The 25474-nt window shown below is 73.4% G+C and carries 22 protein-coding genes; 7 read left to right on the plus strand and 15 right to left on the minus strand.

From position 1 onward, the window contains the following. The first annotated feature begins 73 nt into the window (after positions 1–73). The 4 genes from OG455_RS39500 to OG455_RS39515 all read left to right on the plus strand — a co-directional run bounded on the left by OG455_RS39500 (position 74) and on the right by OG455_RS39515 (position 5283). Positions 74–403, plus strand: a complete 330-nt coding sequence (locus OG455_RS39500) for a hypothetical protein (protein WP_266301596.1) — start codon at positions 74–76, stop codon at positions 401–403. A 415-nt stretch (positions 404–818) separates the two neighbouring features. Then, entirely contained in the window at positions 819–2639 is a 1821-nt protein-coding gene (locus OG455_RS39505) for a glycoside hydrolase family 15 protein (protein ID WP_266301597.1), read from the plus strand. Between the two features lie 25 nt (positions 2640–2664). Then, positions 2665–3606, plus strand: a complete 942-nt coding sequence (locus OG455_RS39510; RefSeq protein ID WP_266301598.1) for a cyclase family protein — start codon at positions 2665–2667, stop codon at positions 3604–3606. 96 nt (positions 3607–3702) lie between these two features. Next, entirely contained in the window at positions 3703–5283 is a 1581-nt protein-coding gene (locus OG455_RS39515; RefSeq protein WP_266301599.1) for a GMC oxidoreductase, read from the plus strand. 57 nt (positions 5284–5340) lie between these two features. Here the strand turns inward: OG455_RS39515 and OG455_RS39520 are convergent, their stop codons facing one another. The 13 genes from OG455_RS39520 to OG455_RS39580 all read right to left on the minus strand — a co-directional run bounded on the left by OG455_RS39520 (position 5341) and on the right by OG455_RS39580 (position 21027). Then, the gene (locus tag OG455_RS39520) at positions 5341–7104 is read right to left on the minus strand and encodes a sodium:proton antiporter (protein WP_266301600.1); all 1764 of its coding nucleotides are present in this window, start codon (positions 7102–7104) and stop codon (positions 5341–5343) included. Between the two features lie 61 nt (positions 7105–7165). Continuing rightward, positions 7166–7807, minus strand: a complete 642-nt coding sequence (locus OG455_RS39525; protein WP_266301601.1) for a GAP family protein — start codon at positions 7805–7807, stop codon at positions 7166–7168. An 88-nt stretch (positions 7808–7895) separates the two neighbouring features. After that, positions 7896–8915: a cytochrome d ubiquinol oxidase subunit II gene (locus tag OG455_RS39530; protein WP_266301602.1), complete on the minus strand. Its 1020-nt coding sequence runs from the start codon at positions 8913–8915 to the stop codon at positions 7896–7898. Further along, positions 8912–10372: a cytochrome ubiquinol oxidase subunit I gene (locus OG455_RS39535; RefSeq protein ID WP_266301603.1), complete on the minus strand. Its 1461-nt coding sequence runs from the start codon at positions 10370–10372 to the stop codon at positions 8912–8914. The genes OG455_RS39530 and OG455_RS39535 overlap by 4 nt, the downstream gene beginning before the upstream one ends. Beyond that, positions 10369–11859, minus strand: coding sequence for an NAD(P)/FAD-dependent oxidoreductase (locus OG455_RS39540; RefSeq protein ID WP_266301604.1), 1491 nt, complete (start codon positions 11857–11859; stop codon positions 10369–10371). The genes OG455_RS39535 and OG455_RS39540 overlap by 4 nt, the downstream gene beginning before the upstream one ends. Positions 11860–12378: 519 nt before the next feature. Then, positions 12379–13032 carry a response regulator transcription factor gene (locus tag OG455_RS39545; protein WP_266301841.1) on the minus strand — a complete coding sequence of 218 codons (654 nt, stop codon included), beginning with the start codon at positions 13030–13032 and terminating at the stop codon, positions 12379–12381. 5 nt (positions 13033–13037) lie between these two features. Next, entirely contained in the window at positions 13038–14360 is a 1323-nt protein-coding gene (locus OG455_RS39550; protein WP_266301605.1) for a sensor histidine kinase, read from the minus strand. A 20-nt stretch (positions 14361–14380) separates the two neighbouring features. Then, a complete protein-coding gene (locus tag OG455_RS39555) occupies positions 14381–15175 on the minus strand; it encodes an ABC transporter permease (protein WP_266301606.1) in 795 nt (264 codons plus the stop codon). 25 nt (positions 15176–15200) lie between these two features. Beyond that, positions 15201–16253 carry an ABC transporter ATP-binding protein gene (locus OG455_RS39560; RefSeq protein WP_323185675.1) on the minus strand — a complete coding sequence of 351 codons (1053 nt, stop codon included), beginning with the start codon at positions 16251–16253 and terminating at the stop codon, positions 15201–15203. A 213-nt stretch (positions 16254–16466) separates the two neighbouring features. Next, the gene (locus tag OG455_RS39565; RefSeq protein WP_266301607.1) at positions 16467–18023 is read right to left on the minus strand and encodes a copper resistance CopC/CopD family protein; all 1557 of its coding nucleotides are present in this window, start codon (positions 18021–18023) and stop codon (positions 16467–16469) included. 5 nt (positions 18024–18028) lie between these two features. Next, positions 18029–18544: a hypothetical protein gene (locus tag OG455_RS39570; protein WP_266301608.1), complete on the minus strand. Its 516-nt coding sequence runs from the start codon at positions 18542–18544 to the stop codon at positions 18029–18031. Positions 18545–18683: 139 nt separating this feature from the next. Then, positions 18684–19397, minus strand: a complete 714-nt coding sequence (locus tag OG455_RS39575; RefSeq protein ID WP_266301609.1) for a hypothetical protein — start codon at positions 19395–19397, stop codon at positions 18684–18686. 358 nt (positions 19398–19755) lie between these two features. Then, the gene (locus tag OG455_RS39580; RefSeq protein ID WP_266301610.1) at positions 19756–21027 is read right to left on the minus strand and encodes a protein kinase; all 1272 of its coding nucleotides are present in this window, start codon (positions 21025–21027) and stop codon (positions 19756–19758) included. Positions 21028–21212: 185 nt separating this feature from the next. Here OG455_RS39580 and OG455_RS39585 point away from each other — a divergent pair, with 185 nt between their 5' ends. Further along, the gene (locus OG455_RS39585) at positions 21213–22004 is read left to right on the plus strand and encodes a PIG-L family deacetylase (RefSeq protein WP_266301611.1); all 792 of its coding nucleotides are present in this window, start codon (positions 21213–21215) and stop codon (positions 22002–22004) included. 47 nt (positions 22005–22051) lie between these two features. Here the strand turns inward: OG455_RS39585 and OG455_RS39590 are convergent, their stop codons facing one another. After that, positions 22052–22447 carry a helix-turn-helix domain-containing protein gene (locus OG455_RS39590; RefSeq protein ID WP_266301842.1) on the minus strand — a complete coding sequence of 132 codons (396 nt, stop codon included), beginning with the start codon at positions 22445–22447 and terminating at the stop codon, positions 22052–22054. A 193-nt stretch (positions 22448–22640) separates the two neighbouring features. Here OG455_RS39590 and OG455_RS39595 point away from each other — a divergent pair, with 193 nt between their 5' ends. Continuing rightward, positions 22641–23279 carry an NADPH-dependent F420 reductase gene (locus tag OG455_RS39595; RefSeq protein WP_266301612.1) on the plus strand — a complete coding sequence of 213 codons (639 nt, stop codon included), beginning with the start codon at positions 22641–22643 and terminating at the stop codon, positions 23277–23279. A gap of 58 nt (positions 23280–23337) precedes the next feature. Here the strand turns inward: OG455_RS39595 and OG455_RS39600 are convergent, their stop codons facing one another. Next, the gene (locus tag OG455_RS39600; protein WP_266292992.1) at positions 23338–24291 is read right to left on the minus strand and encodes an IS481 family transposase; all 954 of its coding nucleotides are present in this window, start codon (positions 24289–24291) and stop codon (positions 23338–23340) included. A gap of 251 nt (positions 24292–24542) precedes the next feature. Here OG455_RS39600 and OG455_RS39605 point away from each other — a divergent pair, with 251 nt between their 5' ends. Beyond that, positions 24543–25325, plus strand: a complete 783-nt coding sequence (locus tag OG455_RS39605) for a maleylpyruvate isomerase family mycothiol-dependent enzyme (protein ID WP_266301613.1) — start codon at positions 24543–24545, stop codon at positions 25323–25325. The last annotated feature ends 149 nt before the right edge of the window (positions 25326–25474 follow it).

Here is a 25474-nt window from a genome sequence, read left to right on the forward strand (position 1 = left end):
CCCGGGCGTCGCGCGAATCGTCACTCGGTGTCACGATGGGAGTCGACGGATCTCGCCGCGATCGGAGGCGGTCATGGGCCGCGACTACCACTTCCACCGTGAACACGCCGGCTGCTCGGTGACCCTCGCGGTGCACCTGGGCGGAGCACGGGAGGTCGAGCTGCTGGTGGACGGCAAGGAGGTGGCGGTGGAGCGCGTGCACGGCCACCATGCCGGGGTGCGGTCGCTGAGCACCGTCCTGCCGACCGACCCGCCGCGGCGCATCGACGTCGAGGTGACCCTGCCCGGCGGGGTCAGGGGGGAGCCGGCCGGCGTCCTGATCGAGGACGGCGACCGGCTCCCGATGCCCGAGAAGGAGGTGCCCCGCAGGGCGGGGTTGACGGAGGCGTCCTGGTACGGCTGAGCACCGCCCACAGCAGGTACCGCCCCCACCCGGCACGCTCCCACCCGGCACGGCTCCCATCCAGCACAGCCCCCGTCAGGCACAGCCCCCGTCAGGCAGCCCACCCGCAGGACCCGCCCGCCGGCTCTACCGGCGGGCGGCGATCCGGCGCCAGATCGCCCGCTGGCAACGCATGAGGTCCGGCGGGCTCACCGCGCGGACATGGATCAGCTCCACTCCTGCTACCGCCACGAGTTCCGGCCGCCGGGCCGACGGCGGGCCCCTGCAGGATCCCTCACCCAGGCCGGTGCGCCCCGGTATCGGCGCGCGCGGGGCGCCCGGCATGACACGGCCACCGCAACGGGCGCGGCCACTGGTCCGGGTCGATAGTGAAATGAGGGACCGAACGAGGGAACACCCGAACCGGGGAGCACCCATGCACCGCTACCCTCCGATCGCCGAGCACGGCCTGATCGGCGACCTGCAGACCGCCGCCCTGGTGACCTCGCGGGGCGTTGTCGACTGGTTCGCCGCGCCGCGCTTCGACTCCCCCAGCGTCTTCGCCGCGCTGCTCGACCACGATCGCGGCGGCTACTTCCGGCTCGCCTCGGACGATCCGCAGGCCACCTGCAAGCAGCTCTACTACCCGGACACCGCCAGCCTGGTCACCCGCTTCATGTCCCCCGACGGGGTGGGCGAGGTGATCGACTGGATGCCGCCGAACAGCAGCCGCACCGCGACCGACCGGCACACCGTGATCCGCACCGCGCGCACCGTGCGCGGGACCGTGCGCTTCGAGCTGGAGTGCCGCCCGCGCTTCGACTACGGCCGGGCCCGCCACCAACTCGACCTGGGGCCGGACTCCGCCGCCTTCCGCGCACCGGGAGTGAGCGCCCACCTGCAGAGCACCTTCCCGCTGGAGCGGGACGGTGACGACGTGCGCGGCGCCGTCACGCTGAACGTCGGCGAGCAGGCGGCGACCGTCCTCACCGTCTGCGACGCCGAGGGCGGGCCCCCGCCGCCGCTCACCGTCGACGGGATCACCCATGAGCTCTGGTCGGCCGTCGAGTTCTGGCAGCGCTGGGTGCGCGGCTCCAACTACCGCGGCCGCTGGCCCGACATGGTCAACCGCTCCGCGATCACCCTCAAGCTGCTCACCTACGCACCCACCGGCGCGCCGGTGGCCGCCGCCACCATGGGCCTGCCCGAACAGGTCGGCGGCGAGCGGAACTGGGACTACCGCTACACCTGGGTGCGCGACGGCTCGCTCTCCGTGCGCGCCCTGCTCGACCTGGGCTTCGTGGAGGAGGCCACCGCCTTCACCCACTGGCTGGGCGACCGCCTGCACGAGTCGGCGGGAACGGACGGCGAGGCGCTGCAGATCATGTACCGGGTCGACGGCTCGCCGCTGCTGGGCGAGGAGGTCCTCGGGCACCTGGAGGGCTACCGCGGCTCCGCCCCCGTGCGGCTCGGCAACGCCGCCGCCGACCAGTTGCAACTGGACATCTACGGCGAGGCGCTCTACGCGCTCTCCCAGGGGCACGAGGTCGCCGTCCAGGCCGGCTACCGGGGCTGGAAGGTGCTCGCCCACAGCCTGGACTGGCTCGCCGACCACTGGGACCGCCCCGACGAAGGCATCTGGGAGACCCGCGGCGGGCGCAAGGACTTCACCTACAGCCGGGTGATGTGCTGGGCCGCCTTCGACCGCGGCCTGCGGTTGGCCGACGAGTTCCGCCGGCCCGCCGACACCGAGCGCTGGCTCAGCATCCGGGACAGCATCCTGGAGCAGGTCATGGCCCATGGCTGGAGCGAGGCGGACCAGGCCTACGTCCAGCACTACGGCGGAGAACCCGTGTTGGACGCGTCGCTGCTGCTGATGCCCCGGGTGGGGTTCGTCGCGGCCAAGGACCCGTCCTGGCTCTCCACCCTGGACGCGATGGACCGCACCCTGGTCTCGGACAGCCTGGTCTACCGCTACGACCCCGCCGCCTCCCCGGACGGCCTGCGCGGCTCCGAGGGCACCTTCAGCCTCTGCACCTTCCTCTACGTCGACGCGCTGGCCAGGGCCGGGCGGCTGCGCCCCGCCCGGTACACCTTCGAGAAGATGCACACCTACGCCAACCATGTCGGCCTCTTCGCCGAGGAGGTGGGGCCCAGCGGTGAGCAACTCGGCAACTTCCCACAGGCGTTCACCCACCTGGCGCTCATCATGTCGGCGTGCACGCTGGACGAGGCGCTCGACCGGCAACGCGACTGACACCGCCGCCCGAGGAGCGATGTTCATGGCTGCGCAGCACCGACCGGACCCCCAACAGCCGCAGAGCCAGGAGGAGTTCACGGCCCTCTACGGACGGCTGTGCCGGTTGGCCACGGGCGACTCCCGGGGTGCGCTCGCCACCATCACGCCGGAGCGCCTGCGCGCGGCGGCGCACGAGGTGCGCCTGGGCCGGTCGGTGACGATGGCGGCGCCGGTCGAGACCCGGGCCGCCCCCGACAATCCGCGACCGGCCGGCCACCACCTGACCAGCCCGCCCGAGGCGGCGGCCGACGGCACCGGACTCCACTTCGCCACCGACCACTTCAGCATGAACGTGCACGGGGACGCCGACAGCCATCTCGACGCCCTCTGCCACGTGGTCTACGACGGCACCCTGCACGGCGGCGTCCCCGCCACCACCCTCACCGCCGAGGGTGCCACCGCGCTCAGTGTCGAGCTGGTCAGGGACGGGATCGTCGGCCGGGGCGTGCTGCTCGACATCCCGCGGCTGCGCGGCGTCCACTGGCTGGAGCCCGGCGACCACGTCACCGCCGAGGAGTTGTCGGCCGCCGAGCGGCACCAGCACGTCCGGGTCGGCGCCGGTGACCTGCTCTTCGTGCGAGTCGGCCACCGCCGCCGCCGGATCGAGGCCGGCCCCTGGGACGTCGCCCGGACCCGGGCCGGGTTGCACCCGGCCGCGATGGAGTTCCTGGCCGAGCGCCAGGTGGCCGTCCTGGGCTGCGACAGCAACAACGACACCGCCCCCAGCATCACCGACGGCGTGGACTTCCCGGTGCACGTGCTGGGTGTGCACGCCCTCGGGCTGCACCTCCTCGACTACCTGCAGTTCGAGGACCTGGTGCCGCTGTGCGAGGCGGCGGACCGCTGGTCGTTCCTCTGCGTGGTCGCGCCGCTGCGGCTGCCGCACGCCACCGGCTCACCCGTCAACCCCATCGCGATCCTGTGACCAACTACCGCCCACCGCCTACCGACCGGCCGGCCGCCCACCGACGGCCCTCCACTCACCGACCGACCGCTCACCGACGACCCCGAGGTGGCCGACATGGCCGACGACCAGCACTACGACGTCATCATCATCGGCACCGGAGCCGGCGGCGGCACCCTCGCCCACCGCCTGGCCCCGACCGGGAAACGCGTGCTGCTCCTGGAACGCGGCGACTACCTGCCCCGCGAGCGGGACAACTGGGAGTCGAGCGCCGTCTTCGTCAAGGGCAAGTACCGCGCCCCCGAGTTCTGGTACGACAAGAACGGCGACCGCTTCCCGCCCGAGGTGAACTACTACGTCGGGGGGAACACCAAGTTCTACGGCGCGGCGCTGTTCCGCCTGCGCCCCGAGGACTTCGGCGAGCTGCGCCACCACGGCGGCCTCTCCCCCGCCTGGCCGTTGCGCTACGAGGACCTGGAGCCGTACTACACCCAGGCCGAGCACCTCTACCTGGTGCACGGCCGGCACGGCGAGGACCCGGGCGAGGGGCCGGTCAGCGCCCAGTACGCCCATCCGCCGGTCCGGCACGAGCCACGGATCCAGCAACTCAGCGACGACCTGGAGAAGCAGGGCCTGCATCCGTTCCACCTGCCCATCGGCGTCGACCTCACCCAGGACGAGCAGGGCCGCGCGACCCGCACGAGCGTGTGCATCCGCTGCAACCGGGTGGACGGCTTCCCCTGCCTGGTGCGCGGCAAGGCGGACGCCCAGGTGATCTGCGTGGACCCCGCGCTGGAGCACGACAACGTGCGGCTGGTCACCGGCGCCAACGTCCGCACGCTGGAGACGGATCCGGGCGGGCGCACGGTGACCGCCGTGGTCGCGGAGCTGGCGGACGGCTCGACGGCGCGTTTCAGCGGCGACATCGTGGTGGTCTCCTGCGGCGCGGTGAACTCCGCCGCGCTGCTGCTGCGTTCGGCGAACGAGCGGCATCCCGGTGGCCTGGCCAACAGCTCCGACACGGTCGGGCGGCACTACATGCGGCACAACAACCTCGCGCTGATGGCGGTGTCGAGGGAGCCGAACGACACCCAGTTCCAGAAGACCCTGGCCCTGAACGACTGGTACCTGGGCGCCGACGACTGGGAGTTCCCGCTCGGCGGCATCCAGATGCTCGGCAAGTCGGACAGCGAGCAGATCAAGGGCGAGGCGCCCCGCTGGGCCGGGCTGGCCTCACCCGACATGCCCTTCGAGGTACTGGCCCACCACGCGGTGGACTTCTGGCTCTGCGGCGAGGACCTCCCGCAGCCGGACAACCGGGTCACGCTGGACGCGCAGGGCGACATCCACCTCGCGCTCGACGAGCAGAACAACATCGAGGGGCTGAAGCGGCTGCGGCACAAGTTGCGGAGCATGCTCGGCCGGCTCGGCATGCATCCGCACCACCTGCTGCCGCACAGCCTCTACCTGCACAAGGGGATGCCGATCGGCGCCACCGCGCACCAGGCGGGCACCGTCCGCTTCGGCACCGACCCGCGGACCTCGGCGCTCGACGTGCACTGCCGGGCCCACGACGTGGACAACCTCTACGTCGTGGACACCAGCTTCTTCCCGAGCATCGGCGCCGTGAACCCCTCCCTGACCGCGATCGCCAACGCGCTGCGGGTCGGCGACCACATCGCCGAGCGCCTCCGCTGAGGCGCCCGGGGCGGGCGCTGCCGTAGCGCTACCGGGCCCGGGCGCGGTACGGCAGCGCTACCGCGGTGTGGCCGGGGGCGTCAGCAGGATCGCGATGTCGCCGCCCGCGGGCACCGGCGCGCTGCCGTCGGTGACCGCGCTGAGCCGCCCGTCCGGGCGCACCAGGAAGAGCGTGTCGTGTCCGTCGGGCAGGCCGCCGCCGACCTGCCGGGCGACGATCCGGGCGCCGTCCGCGTACCGGCGGGCCAGCTCGGGGCGGTTGAGGCCGGGGGCGAAGAGTGCCTCGCCGCCGGTGTAGGGGGCGACCACGCCGTAGCTGCCGGCGGGCGGCTCCAGCCGGTGGACCGGGCCCTCCACCCGCTCCCTGAGGGTCATCAGCGCGAGCGCGTTGAAGTCGTCCTCGTCGGTGAGCAGCAGCACGTCGGTGATGCCCTCCAGCTCCGCGCCGGCGCCGGTGGCGGCAGCGAGCAGCTCACCGGGGGCCAGCGCGAGGCCGGCCTCGGTGATGCTCCGGCGCTGCTGCTCCAGGCCCGCCCACATCAGCACGTCCAGGCCCGCCGAGCGCAGCGCCCGACCCAGCTCCACCACCCAGGGCTGGCCGCCGACCAGCAGCGGGCGCGAGCGCGCCGAGCGGCGCACGCCCAGGAAGCGGGCCACCGGCAGCGCGGTGAGGCCGTACACCATGACGGTGGCGACGATCACGATGAAGGTGGCGGGCAGGATCTTCTGCGCGCCGCCGACACCGGCCTTCACCAGGGAGACCGAGAAGGTGGAGGCGGTGGCGGCGGCGACGATGCCGCGCGGCGCCATCCACCCGATGAACCACCGCTCCCGGTAGGGGACATCGGTGCGGACGGTGGCGAGCAGCGCCACCAGCGGCCGGACCAGCAGGACCAGGACCGCGACCAGGCCCAGCGCGGGCAGCACCACGTGGCGCAGCGACTGCGGGGTGACGGTGGCCGAGATGCCGATGAAGAGCAGCCCGATGGTCAGCGAGACCAGCGTCTCGAAGAAGGGCCGGCGCGCCGGGATGTCCAGGCCCGGCAGGTTGGCCAGCGCCATGCCCGTCACCACGGCGGCGATCAGGCCGGTGTCGTCGCGGAAGGCGTCGCACGCCGCCGCCACGGCGACCACGACGGCGAGCTGCACCGTCGTGCCGAGCACCTCGCCCAGCGCGAGGCGGCGCAGCAGCAGCCAGAGCAGCGCCGCGCCGACGGCGCCCCCGGCCAGGCCGACCGCCGCGCTGCCGGTGAACTTGGCCAGTTGGCTGCCCACGCCGTGCTGGCCGCTGGCCAGCACGGCGTGGAAGACGAGCGCACCGAGGATGCCGCCGAGCGGGTCGATCAGCGCGCCCTCCCAGACCAGGACGCGCTGCAGCCGCTCGGCGGGGCGGATGAAGCCCAGCAGCGGCCCGACCACGGTCGGGCCGCTGACCACCAGGATCGCGCCCAGCATCACGGCCGCGCTCAGCGACATGCTCAGGATCGGGACGGCCGCCAGCGCCGCCGACGCCCAGGTGACCAGGGCCCCGAGCCAGAGCAGCCTGATCACCACCCGACGGTTGTGGCCCTTGAGGTGGCGCAGGTCCAGGCCGAGTCCGGCGTCGTAGAGGATCACGGCGACGGCGAGCGAGACCAGCGGGGAGAACGCGGCGCCCAGCAGCTTCTCCGGGTTGACGTCGTCGGTCAGCGCGCCCGCGGTGAACCCGGCCGGGAGCAGCAGCAGGATCGCCGGCACCCGCAGCAGGCTCGCCACGACCTGGCAGCCGACGGCGAGGGCCACGATCAGCGCGATGCCGATCAGCACCTGACTCGATGTCATGCCCGCTCCTCCTTGGTCGTCGTGCCCTGCGGTCGGACCAGCCGTCGGACCAGCCGTGCTCTCAGACCAGCTGGGAGATGCTCTTGCCGACCAGCCACAGGCCGAGCAGCAGACAGATCACCACGATGGTCTGGTCCTGGTGGTCCGCCATCCAGGTGCGCATCCGCCCGAGCCGCTGCTGCGCGGCGGCGGGCCGGAAGACCGCGTAGACGAGCATCACCAGCTGGGTGGCGGTGGCCAGCAGGCAGAAGCCGAACAGGACCAGGTAGGTGGAGAGGTGGGAGAGGTCGGCGTCCACCGCCGTCGCGCAGCCGGCCGCGACCAGCGGCCAGGGCTGCAGCAGCACGGCCAGGCCGGCCGCCGTCCACGGCGAGACGCTGTTCAGCCGGGCGGTCCAGGCCGGGGGCTTGCGGGGGCGGCCCAGCCGGCGGCGCCGGTGCTCGCCGTACAGGACCAGGCCGAGGCCCAGGGCGAGCTTGACGGCCAGCACCACCGTGGAGGGGTTGCTGTTGTGCGCGAGCGGTTGGCCCCCGGTCGCCAGCACCACCATGGCGAGCACCAGGACGATGCAGCCGAGCCAGGCCAGCACGAAGGCCAGCCCCTTGCGGACGCCGCGCTCCGCGGAGAGCAGCAGGATGAACGCCATCGCCGGCACCGGCTGCAGGGTGATCCCCAGGCCGATCAGGATCAGGTCGAGGACCATCGCCACCGCCTTCCGAGCCGAGCCGTCCTGTCACGGCGCCCGGCCGTCCCGACACCGCGCCCGGCCGTCCTGCTGCCGCGCCCGGCCCTCACCGCGTGACGTCCTCGTCGGAGAGCGGCTCCAGCACGCCGTGGGTGTCCAGCCGGTAGAGCACGACGAGCGCGGGGCCGATCAGCACCAGGGCGACCAGCGCGACGATCAGCATCCACTGCAGCGGCGCCGAGGCTCCGGCCGCCTGGCGCACGGTGAGCGAGGTGGGCACCAGGTAGGGGCGCTGGGCGCAGCCCCAGGCGGCGACCAGCAGGGCCACGGCGGCCACCGAGCTGTACCGGGCCCAGCCGGCGGCCCGTCCGGCCACGAGCCGGGCGGTGAGCGCCACGGCCGCCGCGGCGAGCAGGACCAGGGCGAGCCCGGCGCCGTGGGTGAGCCCGTGGTGGACGTAGGCGGCGTGCGGGTCGGTCACGGTCAGGCCCAGCACGCCGAGCAGCAGCAGGGCACCGGCACCGATCCAGGCGCGCCGCCGGAAGTAGCCGACCAGGTCGGACGCTTCGAACCGGCGGGCGTCCACGGTCAGGAAGACCGCGCCGAGGAAGGCGGTGGCCGCGACGGTGAGCAGGCCGGCCATGATCGAGGTGGTGGTGGCCCAGGCGTCCGCCGAGGCGGTGGTGCCCGGCGCGACCCGCCCCGACGCCACCGCGCCGACGGCCGCGCCCAGGAAGAACGGGGTGAGCAGCGAGGAGACGGCGAACACGGCGCCGTAGACCCGGCGCGCGGCCAGCCGCCGGGTGGGCTTGCGCAGCGCGAACCCGGCCCCGCGCAGCACCAGGCCGACGGCCGCCAGCGCCAGCGGGAGCCACAGCGCGGTGAAGACGGTCTGGAAGAAGACCGGGAAGCCGGTCCACATCAGCACCAGCACGAAGATCAGCCAGACGTTGTTGACCTCCCAGACCGGTGCCATGGCGTGGTCGATCAGCCAGCGCGGCCGCTTGCCGCGGTCGGCGCCGCCGGCCAGCAGGTCCCAGAAGCCGGCGCCGTAGTCGACGCCGCCGCCGCACGCGTAGGCGGCGATCGCGAGCAGCAGGATCCAGGCGACGGCACTCGCGGTCACAGTTCGCCCCCCGGGGTGCGGGCGCCCGCGGCGCCGACGGGCGGGCGCGGACCGTACGGCGTGCCGCTCTCCGGGCCGTCCGCGAGGTCCGACGCGGGGCCGACGCCCTCGTCGGCGAGCCGCCAGCGGGTGCGCATCTTCAGCACCACGGCCAGGAAGGCGCCGAAGACCAGCACGTAGACCGCCACCACGATGCCGAACATGGTCCACAGCGAGGCGGCGGCGGTGGGCGTCACCGCCTCGGAGACCCGCATGTTCTGGTACACGATCCAGGGCTGGCGGCCCACCTCGGTGGTGATCCAGCCGCACTCCACGGTCACCAGGCTGGCCACCCCGGCCAGGGCCGCGCAGCGGAAGAACCAGCGCGAGCGCGGCAGGTCGCGCCGGCGCCACCAGCACCAGGCGTACCAGAGCGCCAGCAGGATCAGCACGCTGCCGATGGTCGCCATGATGTCGAAGGTCCAGTGCACGATGGTCGCCTGGAGCGCGGTGGGACGGTCGTCGGCCGCCACCGTGTTGAGCCCGGTGACCTGGGTGTCGGGGCTGAACCCGGCCAGGATGGAGTCCAGTTGGGGGATCTTGAGGCCGCCCTTGACGCTGCCGTCCTCCTGCAGCCGGCCGAAGAGGTACTCGGGCACGTGGGTGCCGGTGTTCCAGACCAACTCGGCGGCGGCGAACTTGATCGGCTGCTTGTGGAAGATCTGCCGCGCGATGTTGTCGCCCAGCACGAACTGCACGGGGGTGAGGATCGCCGCGAGGGTGAAGGGCACGGTGAAGCCGAGGCGGTGGTAGCGGTCGCGGCGGCCGCGCAGCCAGCCCACCGCGTAGACGCCCGCCACCACATAACCCGCCGTCAGGAACATCGCGACGGCGAAGTGCCAGTACTGCGGGCCGAACATGGGCGTGAAGACCGCCTGCCGCACGGTGACGTTCACCGGGTCGCCGTTCGCGTCCAGGGTGAACCCCTGCGGGGTGTTCATCCACGCGTTGGCGGCGATGATGCCGAACGCGCCCATCAGCGCCGCCAGGGGCAGCGGCGCGCCGAGCCAGAAGTGCGTCCAGGGCTTGAGTCTGCGCCAGCCGTAGAGGTAGATCGCGATCAGGATCGCCTCCAGGAAGAACGCCCACGCCTCCACCCCGAACCCGAGGCCGAAGACGTCCCCCCAGCGGCCCATCATGCCCGGCCAGAGCAGGCCGAACTCGAAGGAGAGCACCGTGCCGGTGACGATGCCCACGGCGAACTGGACGGCCATCACCGCCGACCAGCGCCGCGCCAGCAGCAGCGCGGTCGCATCCGCCCTGCGCAGGCCCCGGTAGTGCATCAGCAGCGTGACGAGCGGCAGCGCCACGCCCAGCGGCACCAGCAGGATGTGGGAGGCCAGGGTGAACGCCATCAGCTCCCGGGCCGGCAGCAGTTGCGCGGGGGCGTTCGCCAGCAGGTGTGCGGCGGTCTTCATGCGGGCCTCGGTGGTTCGGGCCGCTCGACAGCGGGGCCGGCCGGCGGAGCGGACGGGTGCGCGGACGGGTGCGCGGGCGGGGAGGGGGCCTGCGCGGCGGGCGGGTGCGGCGGGGCCGGGACGAAGGCGCGCTCGCGGCGCGAACCGGAGGCGAAGGAGACCGCCCAGCTGAGCAGCGCGCCCGCCCGGCTGCGGAAGCCGGTGAGGAAGACGATGTGGACGAAGAGCCAGATCAGCCAGCCGAGCAGCCCGGAGGCGTGGAAGCGGCCCATCTTCACCACGGCCCGGCCGCGCGAGATGTACGCCGCGCTGCCCAGGTCCAGGTAGCGGAACGGGCGTGGCTTGCCGGCCCTGCCCTCCACGGCGTGGCGGATCCGGCGCCCGGCATAGGCACCGCTCTGCATCGCGACCTCGGCGAGTCCGGGCAGGCCCGCCAGGCTCATCAGGTCGCCCACCACCCGGATCTCCCGATGGCCGGCGATGGTCAGGTCGGGCTCCACCCGGATGCGCCCGGCCCGGTCCTGCTCGGCACCGGTCGCCCGGGCCAGCGCCGTCGCCAGCGGCGGCGCCTCGACCCCCGCCGTCCACAGCACGGTCCGCGCCTCGACCCGCTCGGTGCCGCCGTCCTCGCGACGCACCGTCAGGCCCTGCTCGTCCACGGCAGTGACGATCGACCGGAGGTGGACCTCGACGCCCAGCTCGGCCAAGGTCCTGGCGGCCCGCCGGGAGAGCACCGGACCGAAGGCGCCGAGCACCGCGTCCGAGCCGTCGAAGAGCAGCACCCGCGCCTGGCCCGGGTCGATGCTGGAGAACTCCCGGTCGAGCGTGCGGCCGGCGATCTCCCTGATCTGCCCGGCCAGTTCGACCCCGGTGGGGCCACCGCCGACCAGCGCGAAGGTGAGCCACCGCTCCCGCTCGCGCGGATCCTCGCTCGCCTCGGCCAGTTCGAAGGCTTGGTAGAGCTTGGCACGCACCGCGAGCGCGTCCGCCAGCGTCTTCATGCCGGGGGCGTGGGCCGCGAACTCGTCGTGCCCGAAGTAGGACTGCCGCACGCCGATCCCCACGATCAGGTCGTCGTAGGGCAGTTCGAGGACGCCGCCGTCCGGCCGCCGGACCCGCACCAGGCGCTCGGCGACGTCCACCTCGGTCGCGGTGGCCTGCAGGCAGCGCACCCGGGGGTGATGGCGCAGCACGGCCCGCAGCGGCTGGGCGATCTGGCCCTCGGAGAGGATGCCGGAGGCGCACTGGTACAGCAGCGGCTGGAACAGGTGGTGGGCGCAGCGGTCGACCAGGGTGACCGCCACCGGGGCGCTGCGCAGCGCCCGGACGGCGAAGAGGCCGGCGAAACCGCCGCCGAGGATGACCACCCGGCGGCGGGCCACGGGCTCGTCCGCGGTGCGGCTGCCCGCGGGCCGGCCCTGCGCCGTGCTGCCCTGCGCCGTGCTGCCCTGCGCGGTGGGCGCTGCCGGGGTGTGTTCTGCTGCCACGGGGGTCAGCCTCCGGTGGCGAAGCCGGGGTGGAGGGTCACCAGCGCCGGCCGGCCCCGCAGGATCCGCGGCGTCCGCCGCCGTCCCTCGTCCACAGCTGACATCGCTGGTCCCTCCCGTCCTTGGCCGCGAGCCGGCACCGGGGACGGCGCCGGGGACCACCCTGCTCGGCCGGTCCCGGTACGGGGGCCAACGGCACGCCCGCTCGGCCATTCGGGAGAGCGGGATCCCTCCAACGGCGGACGAGCGGGAGTTCGGAGCTCGGAGCTCGGAGCTCGGAGCTCGGAGCTCGGAGCTCGGACGATCTCCGTTCGGGGTGTAGACGAGCACCAGGACGCTTAGGTTAGCCTTACCTTCACTACTCTCCCCCTGGCCGCCTCGCCGGCTACGCCGCCCCGGATCGCCCGGGCCCGCCGCGCCGAGGCCCTCGCCACCCCCGGACCGGCCTCACGTCGGGTGCGGCGGGGCGGCTGCGGAAGCCCCGTCAGGACCTCGGGGCCGCCGCGGTGCGGCGGACAGTCAGGACTGCTCCGGGCGACGGGGGGTGAGCAGGCCGCGGTCGTACGCCTCGGCCACGGCCGCCGCGCGGTCGCCGACGCCGAGCTTGCCGTAGACGTTGAGCAGATGCGTCTTCACCGTCGCCTCGCTGATCAGCAAGCGTTCCGCCACCTCGCGGTTGGTCGCCCCGGCCGCCACCCACTTCAGGACCTCGTGCTCGCGCGGGCTGAGCAGCCCGGGACCCGGGCCCCGGACCTGGTTCATCAGCCGCGCCGCGACCGAGGGCGCCAGGACCGCCTCGCGGTTGGCGGCGGCTCGCACCGCCCGCAGCAGCTCGTCACGGGGAGCGTCCTTGAGGAGGTAACCGGTCGCCCCCGCCTTGATGGCCGGCAGGACGTAGCTGTCGGAGTCGTAGGTGGTCAGGACCAGCACCCGGGCGGTGCTGCCCGCCCTGGCCAGCTCACCGATCGCGGTCACCCCGTCCATGGTCGGCATGCGCAGATCCATCAGGACCACGTCCGGTTCCAGGCTCCTGGCCAGCCGGACCGCCTCGGCGCCGTCCGCCGCCTCTCCCACCACCTCGAACGCGGAGTCTGCGGCGAACATGCCGCTCAGGCCGTTCCGGACCACGGGGTGGTCGTCGGCGATCAGCAGCCTGATCGCGGCGGGGGCCACGGAGTTCACGCGCCCACCTCCGCCGACGGGTGCGGCACGCGGGCGGAGACGGTCGTCCCCGATCCCGGTCGCGACCGCACCCGCACGGTGCCGGACAACTCCTCGATCCGCTCCCGCATCGCCTTCAGGCCGAACCCGCCGCCGGCGGCGCCCGCTGGTTCCGCGCCCACTGTGACCGGGGCGGCCGTCACCGGGGCGGACACCCGGGCGGCGGACGGGTCGAATCCGCAGCCGTCGTCGCACACCTCCAGGGTGACCTCGCGATCCAGGTAGCCGAGGGTCAGGGCGACGGTGCCGGCCCGGGCGTGCCGGCCCACGTTGGCCAGCGCTTCCTGAGCCGCCCTCAGGAGGGCCAACTCGGCTTCCGGGGGCATCGGCCGGGCCGTCCCGGTGGTGGTGACCTCGACGGTCACACCGTGCAGGGCGGACCAACGCTCGGCGACCCCGGCCAAGGCCTCCCCCAACCCAGCGGTCTCCAGCGGGCGGGGCCGCAACGCGTCCACCGACCGCCGGGCCTCGGCCAGGCTCTCCCGGGCCAGCCGGGTCGCCGCCTCGAAGTGGGCCCGCCAACGGTCCGGGGACTGCTCGGCAAGCTGTTCGGCGGCCTGCAGCTGGGTGACGATCCCGATGAGGCCCTGCGCCAGCGTGTCGTGGATCTCCCGGGCCATCCGCTGCCGTTCGTCGAGGACCCCGGCCTCCCGGGACTGGACCAGCAGTTGCCGCTGCAGCCCGGCGTTCTCGGCCAGTGTCGCCTTGAGCCGGCGGTTGGCTTCCCGCACCTGCTCCAGGGCCGCCTTCCGCTCCTCGTTCTTCCGATCGGCGTCCCACTGCCACCAGCCCCACCCGCACATACAGATCACATTGACGGCCAGCACCACGACGTAGACGGTCACCCCGGCCGCACTGTCCTTGGCGGTCCCGGCGACCTGGGCGCTCCCCGACTCCAGGGCGACCGCGGCGATCCCGCAGAGCCGCCACGGCCAGGGCAGGATCCCGAAGGCGTAGAAGTAGCCGGCCGGCGTGAACAGGCCGAACCACGGATCCCGGACGACGAGGATGCCGGTGAGGACGACCAGCCCGGCGAAGAACACCCCCATCACCCACGCCCGCTCCCACCGGTCGCGGCGCAGGGAGAACATGCAGAGGATCCACAGGGCCACCGCGGCGCACAGGCCCAGATCGATCAGCAGGGAGCTTCCCGTCCCCCACTTGACGATCAGGGTCACGACCGTGAGGGCGGCCAGCATCACATAGGGGACGACGGTCACCAGCGGTAGCAACCGCTCGTCCTGCTCACCCATCCAGGTGGGCGCTTCCGGCCTGCTCAACGCTGCCCCTCCGGTCGGCTTCACTCCCAGCGGAAGAATTTAACCGCTCCCGCGCCGAAGACTACGACGTAGCCGGCCAGAGTGATCAACTGGAGGGGGTGGGGCCAGTGCCCCTGGGTCGCGTCGGTCAAGGCCTGCACGGCGGCGCCCAGGGGAGCGGCCCGGCTGACGTGCCGCAGGAGCGAGGGCATGACGGCGATCGGGAGGAAGAGCCCGGCGAAGAACATCATGACGTAGAACAGGGTCGTGCCCACGGCGTCCGCGACCTGGCTGCTGGGCGAGACCGCGGCGATGAACAGGCCGATCGCCATGAGGGCGAGAGCGGCCAGCACGATGCTGACCACGTATCCGCCGACCTGGCGCGGCAGCGGCACCCCGAACGCGAACCGGCCCACCAGGAGCACGGCGGTCACGGAGAGGGCCGCGGTCGCCAGATTGACCAGGAGCTGGGCGGCCAGCATCCGGGCCGGCCCGACCGGGGTCGTCCGCAGGCGGCGCAGCACGCCCTTCTCCCGGTAGCCGACCAGCACCGCGGGTACGACGTTGAAGGAGAGCGTGGCCAGCACGAAGGCGGTCAGGATCGGGACGTAGACGTCGAGCAGGGTGTGGCCGTCGAGGCTCTCGCGGTGCTCGTTGTAGAAGGGGATGTTGCCGAAGATGATCAGCAGGCCCAGCGGCAGCCCGATCGCGAAGACCGGACCGGCCTTCCCCCGGATGAACATCTTCAGCTCGGAGAGGGCGAGTTGGCCCAGCGCCGAGCGCCGGTCGGCGGCGAACGGCACGGGCACGGGCGCGGTTGAGGTGGTGGCTGACACGGTGGTGCTCCTCCTGCTCGGTCGGCTAGCGCCGCGCGGCGTCGGCCGCCGCGGCATGGGCTTCGGTGGCATGGGCGTCGGCGGCATGGGTTTCGGTGGCATGGGCGTCGGCGGCATGGGTTTCGGTGGCATGGGTCTCGGCGGCATGGGTCTCGGTGGCATGGGTCTCGGTGGCGGGTCGGGTGCCGGTCAGCGCGACGAAGGCGTCCTCCAGGCTCGGCTGCTCCACCCGCAGGTACTCCGCCACGATGTTGTTGCGGGCCAGGGCGGAGGTGATCGCGTTGAGGGCGTTGCTGGTGCCGGTGATCACCACGAGACCGTCGTGGCGGGTGAGACCGGTGACCTCCGGCAGAGCCGTCAGCAGCTGGTCCTCGAACGGAACCGACGGGCGGAACCGGATCCGCTGACCGTCCTGGACGCGTTCGGTCAGGCCCTCCGGAGTGTCCACCACGGCGACACGGCCCCGGTCGATCACCGCCACCCGGTCGCACAGCCGCTCGGCTTCCTCCATGAAGTGGGTGACCAGCAGGATCGTCACCCCTCGGGAGCGCACGTCCTGGATCAGGCTCCAGGTGTCACGACGGGCCTGCGGGTCCAGTCCGGTGGTGAGTTCGTCGAGGACGGCCACCCGCGGACTTCCGATCAACGCGAGCGCGATGGAGAGCCGCTGCTGCTGGCCGCCGGACAGGTCCGCGTACCGGGTCCTGTGCTTGCCGGCCAGGCCGAGCGCGTCCATCAGGGTCTGCGGGTCGGCGGGCTCGCGGTAGAAGGAGCGGTAGAGCCGCAGCGCCTCCCCGACCGTCATCCTGTCGGGGAGCCGCCCGTCCTGGAGCTGCACGCCGAGCCGCTGGGTCAACTCGGCGCGGTCGCGCCGGGGATCGAGCCCGAGCACCGTGATCTCGCCCCCGTCGGGCTCGCGCAGCCCCTCGACACACTCCACGGTGGTCGTCTTGCCGGCCCCGTTCGGGCCGAGGATCCCGAAGATCTCGCCCCGCTCCACGGTGAACGAGACGTCGTCGACCGCCACCTTGTCGCCGTACTTCTTGTGCAGGTGCCGCACCTCGATGACCGCTGGCATGCCTGGCATCCTCTCCGCCTCCGGAGGTCTCCGGATCGCTGGTACCAGCGTGGCGGCGCACGGGTCCCCGGCGGCATCGACCGTCCGGCCCTGTCTGGCGGGCACCGGTCGATCGGTCGCGCGGTTGAGCCGCATCAACCGATCGGTTGATGCGGCCTCAGCCGACCTTCCCGGAGGCCGGTCGGCGTGACGCGCCCCGGCGGCTCCGCCGCGTCAGCGCGCCGGGCCGGTCGCGCGTGCGGTCGCGGGAGCGGTCGCGGGAGCGGTCGCGGGAGCGGTCGCGGGAGCGGTCGCGGGAGCGGTCGCCGCCGGGGGGTGCTGCGCTTCGCGGGCCGGGGCGGTGCCGATCAGCAGGACGGTGACGACCAGGATGGCGGTGACGCCCGCGAGTTCGAGCAGGACGGAGCGCCGCAGGGCCACGGCCTCCGCCTCGCCGAGGCCGGCCGCACGGGTGCGTGCGTTCGCGCGGACCCGGCCGCGGGTGACGGCGGCGGCGGCGAGCACCAGGACGAGGACGGCTGTCTTGACCAGCAGCAGCCTGCCGTAGGACGTACCGGTCAGAGCGGCGAACCCGCCGACCTCGCGGACGGCCTGGTAGAGCCCGGTGGCGGCCAGCACCAGCACGGAGCCCAGCGCCAGGCGGGAGAAGCGCGCGGTGATGGCCGCCAGGTGCGGGCCGGCTCCCCCGCTCAGCAGGACGACGATGCTGACGAGTCCGCCCGCCCACACCGCCATCGCGGTGACGTGCAGGGTGGTGACCAGCAGCGCCAGCGGCACCAGGCTCCCGCTCGTCGCATGGCTGATCTCGCTCCAGGTGGCGGCGAGCGCGAGCGCCAGCACGACGGCGGCGGTGGCGGTGGCCACGCCGGCAGGGGTCGCGGCGGCCCGGCCTCCGGCAGCGCTCCCGGCGGCAGCGCTCCCGGCGCGGCGGAGGATCGGCTCGCCGACTGCCGCCACCAGGGCCAGCAGGATGATCCGGGCGACCAGCGCGTGGCCCTCGTGGGTGGCGAGCGTGGCGGAGAGCAGCCGCCGGTCCAGCACGTGCGCGAGCGACTCCCCCTGGGTGGCGGGCCCGTGGACGAAGAGCTGGGCCAGGGTGCCGACCAGCAGGGCACTCCAGCCGAGGCCGGCGGCCCGGCGTGGGTCGCGGCCGGTCGACGAGGTGTCAGCGGCGCCGGGCGGGGCGGTACCGGCGACCGCCGGCAGGCAGTACAGGCGGATCGCCGCGAAGCCGACCAGCAGCGCCAGCCCGGCCAGGCCCAGCCAGATCGCCAGGTCGAGCACCGCGTCGGTCACCCGGTCCGGCGCGCCGAAGCCGCCCGCCGCCACCGTGCGGCTCGGCGCGCCCACCGAGAAGGTGAGCGAGCCCGAGGTGGCGTGACCGTCATCGGCCGCGGTGGCCAGCCAGTCGAGGACGAAGGTGCCCGGTGTCGGGTCACTGGCGAGGTCGACCGCGATGCTGTCGCCGTCGGCTCCCCCGGAGTGCGGAGCGCCGCTGTCGACGCGGTGCCCGTCGGGTCCGATCACCTTCACGGAGCTCAGCCTCAGGGTCACCTCCTCGGAGAAGACGAGGGTCACCTGCCGCGGCTCGGCGGCGACCACCGTCCCGTTCGAGGGCGAGGAGGAGACGAGGTCGGCGTGCGCGGCGGCCGGACCGGCCAGGGCGAGCACGGCGCCGAGCGCCAGGACGCAGGCTGCGACGAAGCGCCGCAGCGGTGCGGCCGGTCGGACCCGCGCGTGAGCGGCGGTCGTCACGGTCGCGGTGGTCAAGGAGGTCAGTGGCATGAGCCCGCGGCCCGTCTCTTCTGGACCAGTTGGTCGACGCCCAGCCGGTAGTCCGCCAACGAAGCCGCGTCCGGCACGAACTGCCACCGGCCCGCCTGGTAGAGCAGGGTGTTGCTGCCGGTCGCGTTGCCGCCGGTCGGGTTGCCGCCGGTCGCGTCGGCCCGGTGCCAGTCGATCCGCACCGTGGTCGAATCGACGATCGTGGTGCGGTCGACCACGTACGGGACGCCGGGCACCGGGCGGCACTCGGTGTTGAGCCGCACGAAGTCCGCCTGGGAGATGACCTGGTGAGCGCTGTCGGTCCACAGGCTCCACGCTTGCGCCCAGCCGCCGCCGGCCAGCAGCCCGAACTCCTCGGAGGCGACCGACGCGGCCTGCCGGGACTGGGGTGGGGGTGGCCCGGCGGGGGCGCTGTGCCCAGGTTGACTCGTGCATCCGGTGGCCACCGTGATGAGCGCCAGGGCGGTCACTCCGGTGGCGGTCCGCCGGTTCGGTGCGCGGCGCAACGGCCACTCCATTCCTGATCTCGGCAAACTGGACGGGGCCGGCGCGGCGGCCTGCGCCCGGGGCGGGTGACCCGTCGTCAGGTCGCCCGCCCCGAGGGCCGACCGCCCCGAGGATCGGTCGGTCAGCCGGTCGAACCGGTCAGTTGGTCAGCCGGTTGGTGCCGTAGTGCTGCACCAGCGCCTGGTTCGCCGTCAGACTGAGGTCGGCGGTGAGCTTCAGCGAGTCGCGGATCTGGGTGAGCGAGATCGCGGCGCTCGGCACACCGCTGATCTGGTAGGTGAAGGACTGCCCGGGCGCGACCTGGCGCTGGGCCAGCGGCACGTCGTGGAAGTCGATCCGGGCGATGTAGAACGACGTCCCATCGCCGCGCGGCACCTCCAGGTAGTCCTCCTGGGGGTGGCCGAACTGCTGGGTGGCGCTGTACTCGTGGTCGTCCGAGCCGGACGGCGCGCGGAAGACCAGCACCGCGCAGTCCGTCGAGAGCACCTCGGAGGAGGTGTTGGTGAAGACGAACTGCCAGTCGCCGTAGTACTGGTTGCCGCTGAAGGTCACGTACTCCGACAGCCCCACATTGCTGGCGAACTGCGTGGTCACCGGCTCGCTGAGGACCGGGTTGGCGCCGCTGATCGGGTAGTTGACACCGTTGGCGCACCGCTCCAGCGGCTGGTTGTACTGCGACGGCGCTCCGGCGGGCACCGCCTGGGTGTAGGTGGCGGGTCCGGCGCTCACCGCGGTGGTGGTGTTCGGGTCGGCGACAGCCGCGCTGCCGTCGGCGAACGCCGCGACACCGGCGAGCAGCAGGATGGTGGCGAGGCTGGCGCCTAACCCCCGCTTGGTGGACTTCGCGTGCATGGTGGATCGGTCCCTTCGGTCGCGAACGGGCGAACGACCCACGGCGGGCGTGCCGTGTGCCCGGAGGCAGGACCGCGAGCGCAGCGGTGAACGCCGCTGCGAAGGACCTTGCTGGCGCGCCGGCTCGGAACAGTGGGGGAACGCGACGAGACGGCGCTTCTCAGGACACCCCGCTGAGGGCTCAGTTGTACGTTGGCACTCACCGACTGCACACGTCAAGGGTCTGTACCATTCAGGTCTAGTCCATTAGGTCTAGACCCTTTTCGGCTGACCGGCCACCCGTCCACCGCACCGCGTACGACCGGTTGCGGGCTTGCAACTCGGCATGGCACTTGACCAGTTGGGTCGTCCGGGACGACTACCGAGCCGAGATGTCGAGTGTGACGGCGCTGCCGGCCGTCGCGTCGTGGCCGGCCGCGGGCAGTTGGCCGCAGACCCGGCGGAGCGGAACCCCCGGGGTGGGACAGCCGCCCTCCACCACCTTGACCACCCGCAGCCCGGCGCCCTGCGCGCCCTGCCGGGCATCGGCGACGCTCTTGCCCACCAGATCGGGCGTGCGGACGGTCCGCGCGGCGGCGGCCGAGCCACTCGCCGCGTAGCCCGCGGCGGCCGCGCACCCGGCCGCGCAGATCACGAGGGCCAGGACGGCACCCCGGACCCGCCCGCGCCCGCGCCCGCCAGGCCGCGATCCGGCGGGGTGCGGTCCAACTGCCTGCGGTCCAACGGCCTGCGGTCCGGCAGGCCCGAGCACCTCGGCGGTCGGCTCGGTCGCGGCGGTCAGATCGGTCAGCGCCCGCGCGAGCGCGCTCCGCATCTCGGCGGCGGTCTGGAACCGCTGCTCGCGGTCCTTCGCCAAGGCGCGCAGGACCAGTGCGTCGCAGCCGGGCGCCAGGTCCGGCGCGAGCTCCGAGGGCGGCCGCGGCTCGTCGTTGACCTGCTGCCAGGCCACCTCGACGGCGGTCGCACCGGTGAACGGCGGTGTTCCGGTGAGCAGTTCGTAGAGCAGGCACCCCGTGGCGTAGAGGTCCGAGCGCCCGTCCACCGCCTCGCCACGCGCCTGCTCGGGCGAGAGGTAGGCCGCCGTGCCCATCACCATGGCGCTCTGGGTCAGGTTCATCGCGTCCGCCCGCAGCGAGCGGGCGATCCCGAAGTCCATCACCTTGGTCCGCCCGTCCTCGGTGACCATCACGTTCGCGGGTTTGACGTCCCGGTGCACCAGGCCCTGGGCGTGGGCACACGCCAGGGCGTCCAGCACGCCGAGCGTCAGCTCCAGCGCCCGCGCGGCCGCCATCGGCCCTCCCTCGCGCACCAGTTCGTCCAGCGTGCGGCCCTGGACGTACTCCATCACCAGGTAGCGCAGCGCCCCCTCGGGCGCCGCCCCGCCCGACCACTCCTCGCCGCTGTCGAAGACCGCGACGATCGAGGGGTGGTTGAGCGAAGCGGCGGCGAGGACCTCGCCCCGGAACCGGGCCGCCGAGACGGGGTCGACCGCCAGGTCCGGCCGGAGGAGCTTGACCGCCACCAGGCGGTTCAGCCGCCGGTCCCGCGCCAGGTACACCTCCGCCATGCCCCCGCGGCCCACCAGCCCGGAGAGCACGTAGCGCCCGCCCAGCACCTGCTCCGGTTCCATGCCGCCCGCTCTCCCATCCGTGCCCGGGACCCGGGCCGACATGCCGACGCGGGTCCCGGGCACGGTAGGGGGCAATCTTGTGAAATCTCTGTGGGACCGGGCCGGGAACACGGGTGGCGGGCCGCCCGCGGCTGCTTACCTGGAGGTGTCGAACCGCTCCGCCGATCGAAGATCGAGGTCCCGCTGTGCCCGTGCCCGCCAACCCGCCCGCGCCCGCGCCCGCGCCGAGTGTGCTCGCCGTCTTCGCCCACCCGGACGACGAGTCGCTGTCGGCGGGCGGCGTGCTCGCCCGGCACGCGGCCGCGGGCGCGCGCACCGCCGTGGTCACGGCGACCTGGGCGCCGGAGACCCCGCGCGCCGCGGAACTGGCCGAGGCCCTGCGGATCCTCGGCGCCGGGCAGCCCCGGATGCTCGGCCACGGCGACGCCCGCGCGGCGTGGTCGGCGCCCGGCAAGGCGCGGTTCTGCGACGTGCCGATCGAACAGACGGTGAGTCAGTTGGTCTGGCACATAAGGGAGTTCCGCCCGCAGATCGTCGTCACCCACGACGCCTACGGCGGACTGAGCGGCCATCCGGACCACGTGCACACCCACCGGGTCACGCTGCTCGCCGTCCACGCGGCCGGACTCGACCTGCTCCACCCGGAGGCGGGCGAGCCCTGGCAGCCGGGCGCCCTCTACCTGGCCACCCACCCGCACACGGCCGCACGGGAGGTGGGCGCGCACCTGCTCCGCCCGGGCGCCCTCCTGCGCAGCGTCCCGGACGAGCGGGTCACCGCGACCGTCGACGTCGGCCCCTGGGTGGAGCAGAAGGTCGCCGCCATCCTGGCGCACCGCACCGAGGTGGCCCGGGGCGCCGCGCCAGGCCGGGTGGCGGCCCTGTCGGCCGCCGTCCGGGCCCGGGTCCTCGGCACCGAGTGGTACATCCGCCACGAGCCCGTCCCCCGCACGGCACCCCGAACCGAACTGACGGCCTGACCCGGGCTGACGGCCTGACCCGGGCTGACGGCCTGAGCGCCCCCGGGCTACGCCCCGTCGTACGCCGCGCGGGCCCGGTCGACCTCCGCGATGTGCTGCTCGGCCCAGCACGTCACGGCGGCCAGGACGGGCAGCAGACTCTGCCCCAGCGGCGTGAGCGCGTACCGCACGCGGGCGGGCACGCTCGGGCCGACGGTGCGTGTGAGCAGACCGTCGCGCTCCAGGCGGCGCAGCGTCTGGGTGAGCATCTTCTGTGTCGCCCCCGCGACCGCGCGGGCCAACTCGCCGTAGTGGCAAGGCCCCTCGGCCAGTTCCTTGAGGACGACCGCGACCCACTTCTCGCCGACGCGCTCCAGCAGCCGGTTGGTCGGACAGTCGGCGAAGCGGGCCTGGTGCGCGTCGCGGGCCTCGGCCCGCCGTTGCGCCGCCGTGCGCGGTCGCACGGCGGCTCGGGCGTTGGTGCGGGCGGTGGTGCGGGCGGTAGTGCGGGCGGTAGTGCGGGCATTGGTGCGGGCGGTCATGGCATCCCCTCGCGTGTGCGGGCCGGGCACCTTGAAGTGCGTTCTCCCGCTCCACCGTAGCCGCGCCTAGCGTCACTGCTGAGCGGATCCATCCCCGATCAAGGAGCGCACAGCCATGACGACGATCGCCATCCTCGGTTCCGGCACCGTGGCCCGAACCCTCGCCGGCCGCCTTCACGAGGCCGGGCGCCTCGTCGTCGTGGGCTCCCGCGACCCGCGGCGGACCGCGCCCGCCTGGGCCGGCTCCGGCATCCGCGTCACCGGCCTGCGGGAGGCGGCCGGTTCGGCCGAGGTGGTCGTCAACGCCACCCCGGGCCCGGCATCGCTGGAGCTCCTCGGCGGCCTCGCGGCGGAGCTGGCGGGCAAGGTCCTGGTGGACCTCGCCAACGCCACCGAGTCCGATGCCGCGGGCTTCGCCTCGGCGCTGCGCCACCCGGACAGCAGCCTCGCCGAGGAGCTCCAGCGCGCGCTGCCGGCGGCCCGCGTGGTGAAGACGCTCAACACCCTGCACGAGTCGGTCATGGCCGACCCGGCCCGCCTGGCCACCCCGCCAACCGCCTTCGTCTCCGGTGACGAGGCCGGCGCCAAGCGGGTCGTCACCGAACTGCTGGGCGCGTTGGGCTGGCCGCCGGAGTGGATCATCGACCTGGGGGACCTGCGGACCGCCCGAGTGCCGGAGGCGTTCGTCCTGCTGGTCGGCCCGCTGGTCCGCGCACTGGGACCGGTCCCCTTCGGCCTGGCCGTCGCCCGCTGAGCCGCACCCTGAACGCGACAGCCGGCCCGGCCCGGGACCGCTCCGGGCTGACGCGGCGCTAGGTGTTCTGACCCGTGAGGTTGGGGACGCGGCTGGCGGGTGATTGGCCCTTGAGCGCGGTGTGTCCGCGGTGGTGATTGTAGGTGTGGAGCCAGGCGGGGTAGGCGTCGCGTCGTTCCTGCTCGGTGCGGTAGGGCCTGGCGTAGGCCCATTCGTCGAGCAGGGTGCGGTTGAAGCGTTCGACCTTGCCGTTGGTCTGTGGCCGGTAGGGCCGGGTTCGTTTGTGGGTGATCCCGGCGGCGGCCAGGACGTCCCGCCAGGGGTGGGACTTGTAGCAGGAGCCGTTGTCGGTCAGCACGCGCTGGACGGTGATCCCGGCCTGGGCGAAGAAGTCCTGGGCTCGGGTCCAGAACGCGGCGGCGGTCTCCTTGCGCTCGTCGGTCAGGATCTCGCTGTAGGCGAGGCGGGAGTGGTCGTCGACGGCGTTGTGGAGGTAGCTGTAGCCGGTGCCGGAGCGGGTCTTGCGGCCGGCCTGGCGGCCGAGCACCTGGTGGCCGCCGCCGTCGGGGATGTTGCCGAGCTTTTTGATGTCGACGTGGACCAAATCGCCTGGTGCGTCGTGTTCGTAGCGGCGGATGGCGCGGCCGGTGGCGCGGTCGAGGTGGGTGAGGCGGGCGAGGCGGTAGCGGGTCAGGACCCGGTGGACGGTGGCGGGGTTGAGCCCCAGCAGGTAGGCGATGCGGGCCGGTCCCCAGCGGCGCAGGACGCGGACCTTGATGATCCGGCGCTCGGTGCGGGTCGGGGTGCGGCGCGGGCTGTGGTGCGGGCGGCTGGACCGGTCGTCCATGCCGGCCTCGCCCAGGGCCCGGTAGCGGTCCGCCCAGCGCTTGGCCGTGGTGGGCGAGACCTGGAAGCGTTCGGCGGCCCGGCGCAGCGGCCAGCCGTCCTCGACCACGCATCGGGCCAGGCGCAGGCGTCCGGTCTCAGTCAGGGGTGCGTTACGGTGTGGCATGAGGGCCTTTCTGGCGCTGGGGTAGATGTCGCAATCCACACCTGGCCAGAAGGCCCTCACTCATTTCAAGATCTGCCAGCCGTGAGCCCTGTCACCAACCTCCGTGGTCAGTACACCTAGGGCGCTTATTTGGTCGTGATCAAGCGGCAGCTCTGGTGAGGTCCTTGATCCAGATCATCGCGCCGCGAAGGTGGAGGCCGGCCCGCGAAAATCGCTGTTACGTCGCCGCCGCACAGTGATAGAAACCCCGGGTGACCAAGACCTTGGACTTCCCTGAGCTGCTGCGCCTGATCGACGAGCGGTCGGCCGCCTTCCGGGCCGCGATCGCCTCCGCGCCCAGCCTCGATGTGCAGGTGCCGACCTGCCCCGAGTGGACGCTGCTCGACCTGGTGCACCACCTGGGCGGGGGGCGTCGCGCCTGGGCCGCCACGGTCGCGGCTGGGCCGGACGCCTCGGGCAAGTTGGCGGGAGAGGGCCTGGCCGCACCGCAGGAGCGCGAGGCCCTGCTCGCCTGGCTGGCCGAGTCGACGCAGCAGATGCTGGACGCGTTGCGGGAGGCCGGCCCGGAGCGCGGTTGCTGGACGTGGTGGGGCTCGTCGCAGTCGCCGCGGACCTGCGGCGCCGTCGCCCGGCACCAGCTCCAGGAGATCGCGATGCACACCTATGACGCCCAGCTCACCGTGGGCGCCCCGGAGCCGCTGCCGGAGGAGGTGGCGCTTGATGGCGTCGAGGACTTCCTGTTCACCTGCTGCACCACGACGGTCGCTTGGCCGCACAAGCCCGCCGTCGTCGACTATCACGTCACCGAGGGCGGCTCCTGGCGCCAATCGCTCTCCGCCGATGGTTCGCGGGCCTTCCGTCTGCCCGAATCCGGCCCCGCCGCCGGCGAGGACTCGGAGTCGGTCGACGTCTCCGTCCGGGGTACGGCGAGCGACCTGGTCCTGGCCTTCTACGGTCGCATCCCGCTGGACTCCCTGAAGCTCGAAGGCGACCGGCACCTCTTCGACCTGCTGGAAGAGTGGGACATGCAGTAGGACTGCCTGGAGTAGGACCGCGCACCTAGGCCGTGTCTGACAATTCCCGCCGGGCCCGCGACGCCGGGCATCCCGGCTGGACGCACGCCCGAATCATCCAAGTACGTCCAGTACGAGGACGACTCGGGCGCACGCCCAGCCGGGCGCCC

This window comes from Kitasatospora sp. NBC_01287 (assembly GCF_026340565.1).
In the GTDB taxonomy this organism is placed as follows: Bacteria; Actinomycetota; Actinomycetes; order Streptomycetales; family Streptomycetaceae; genus Kitasatospora.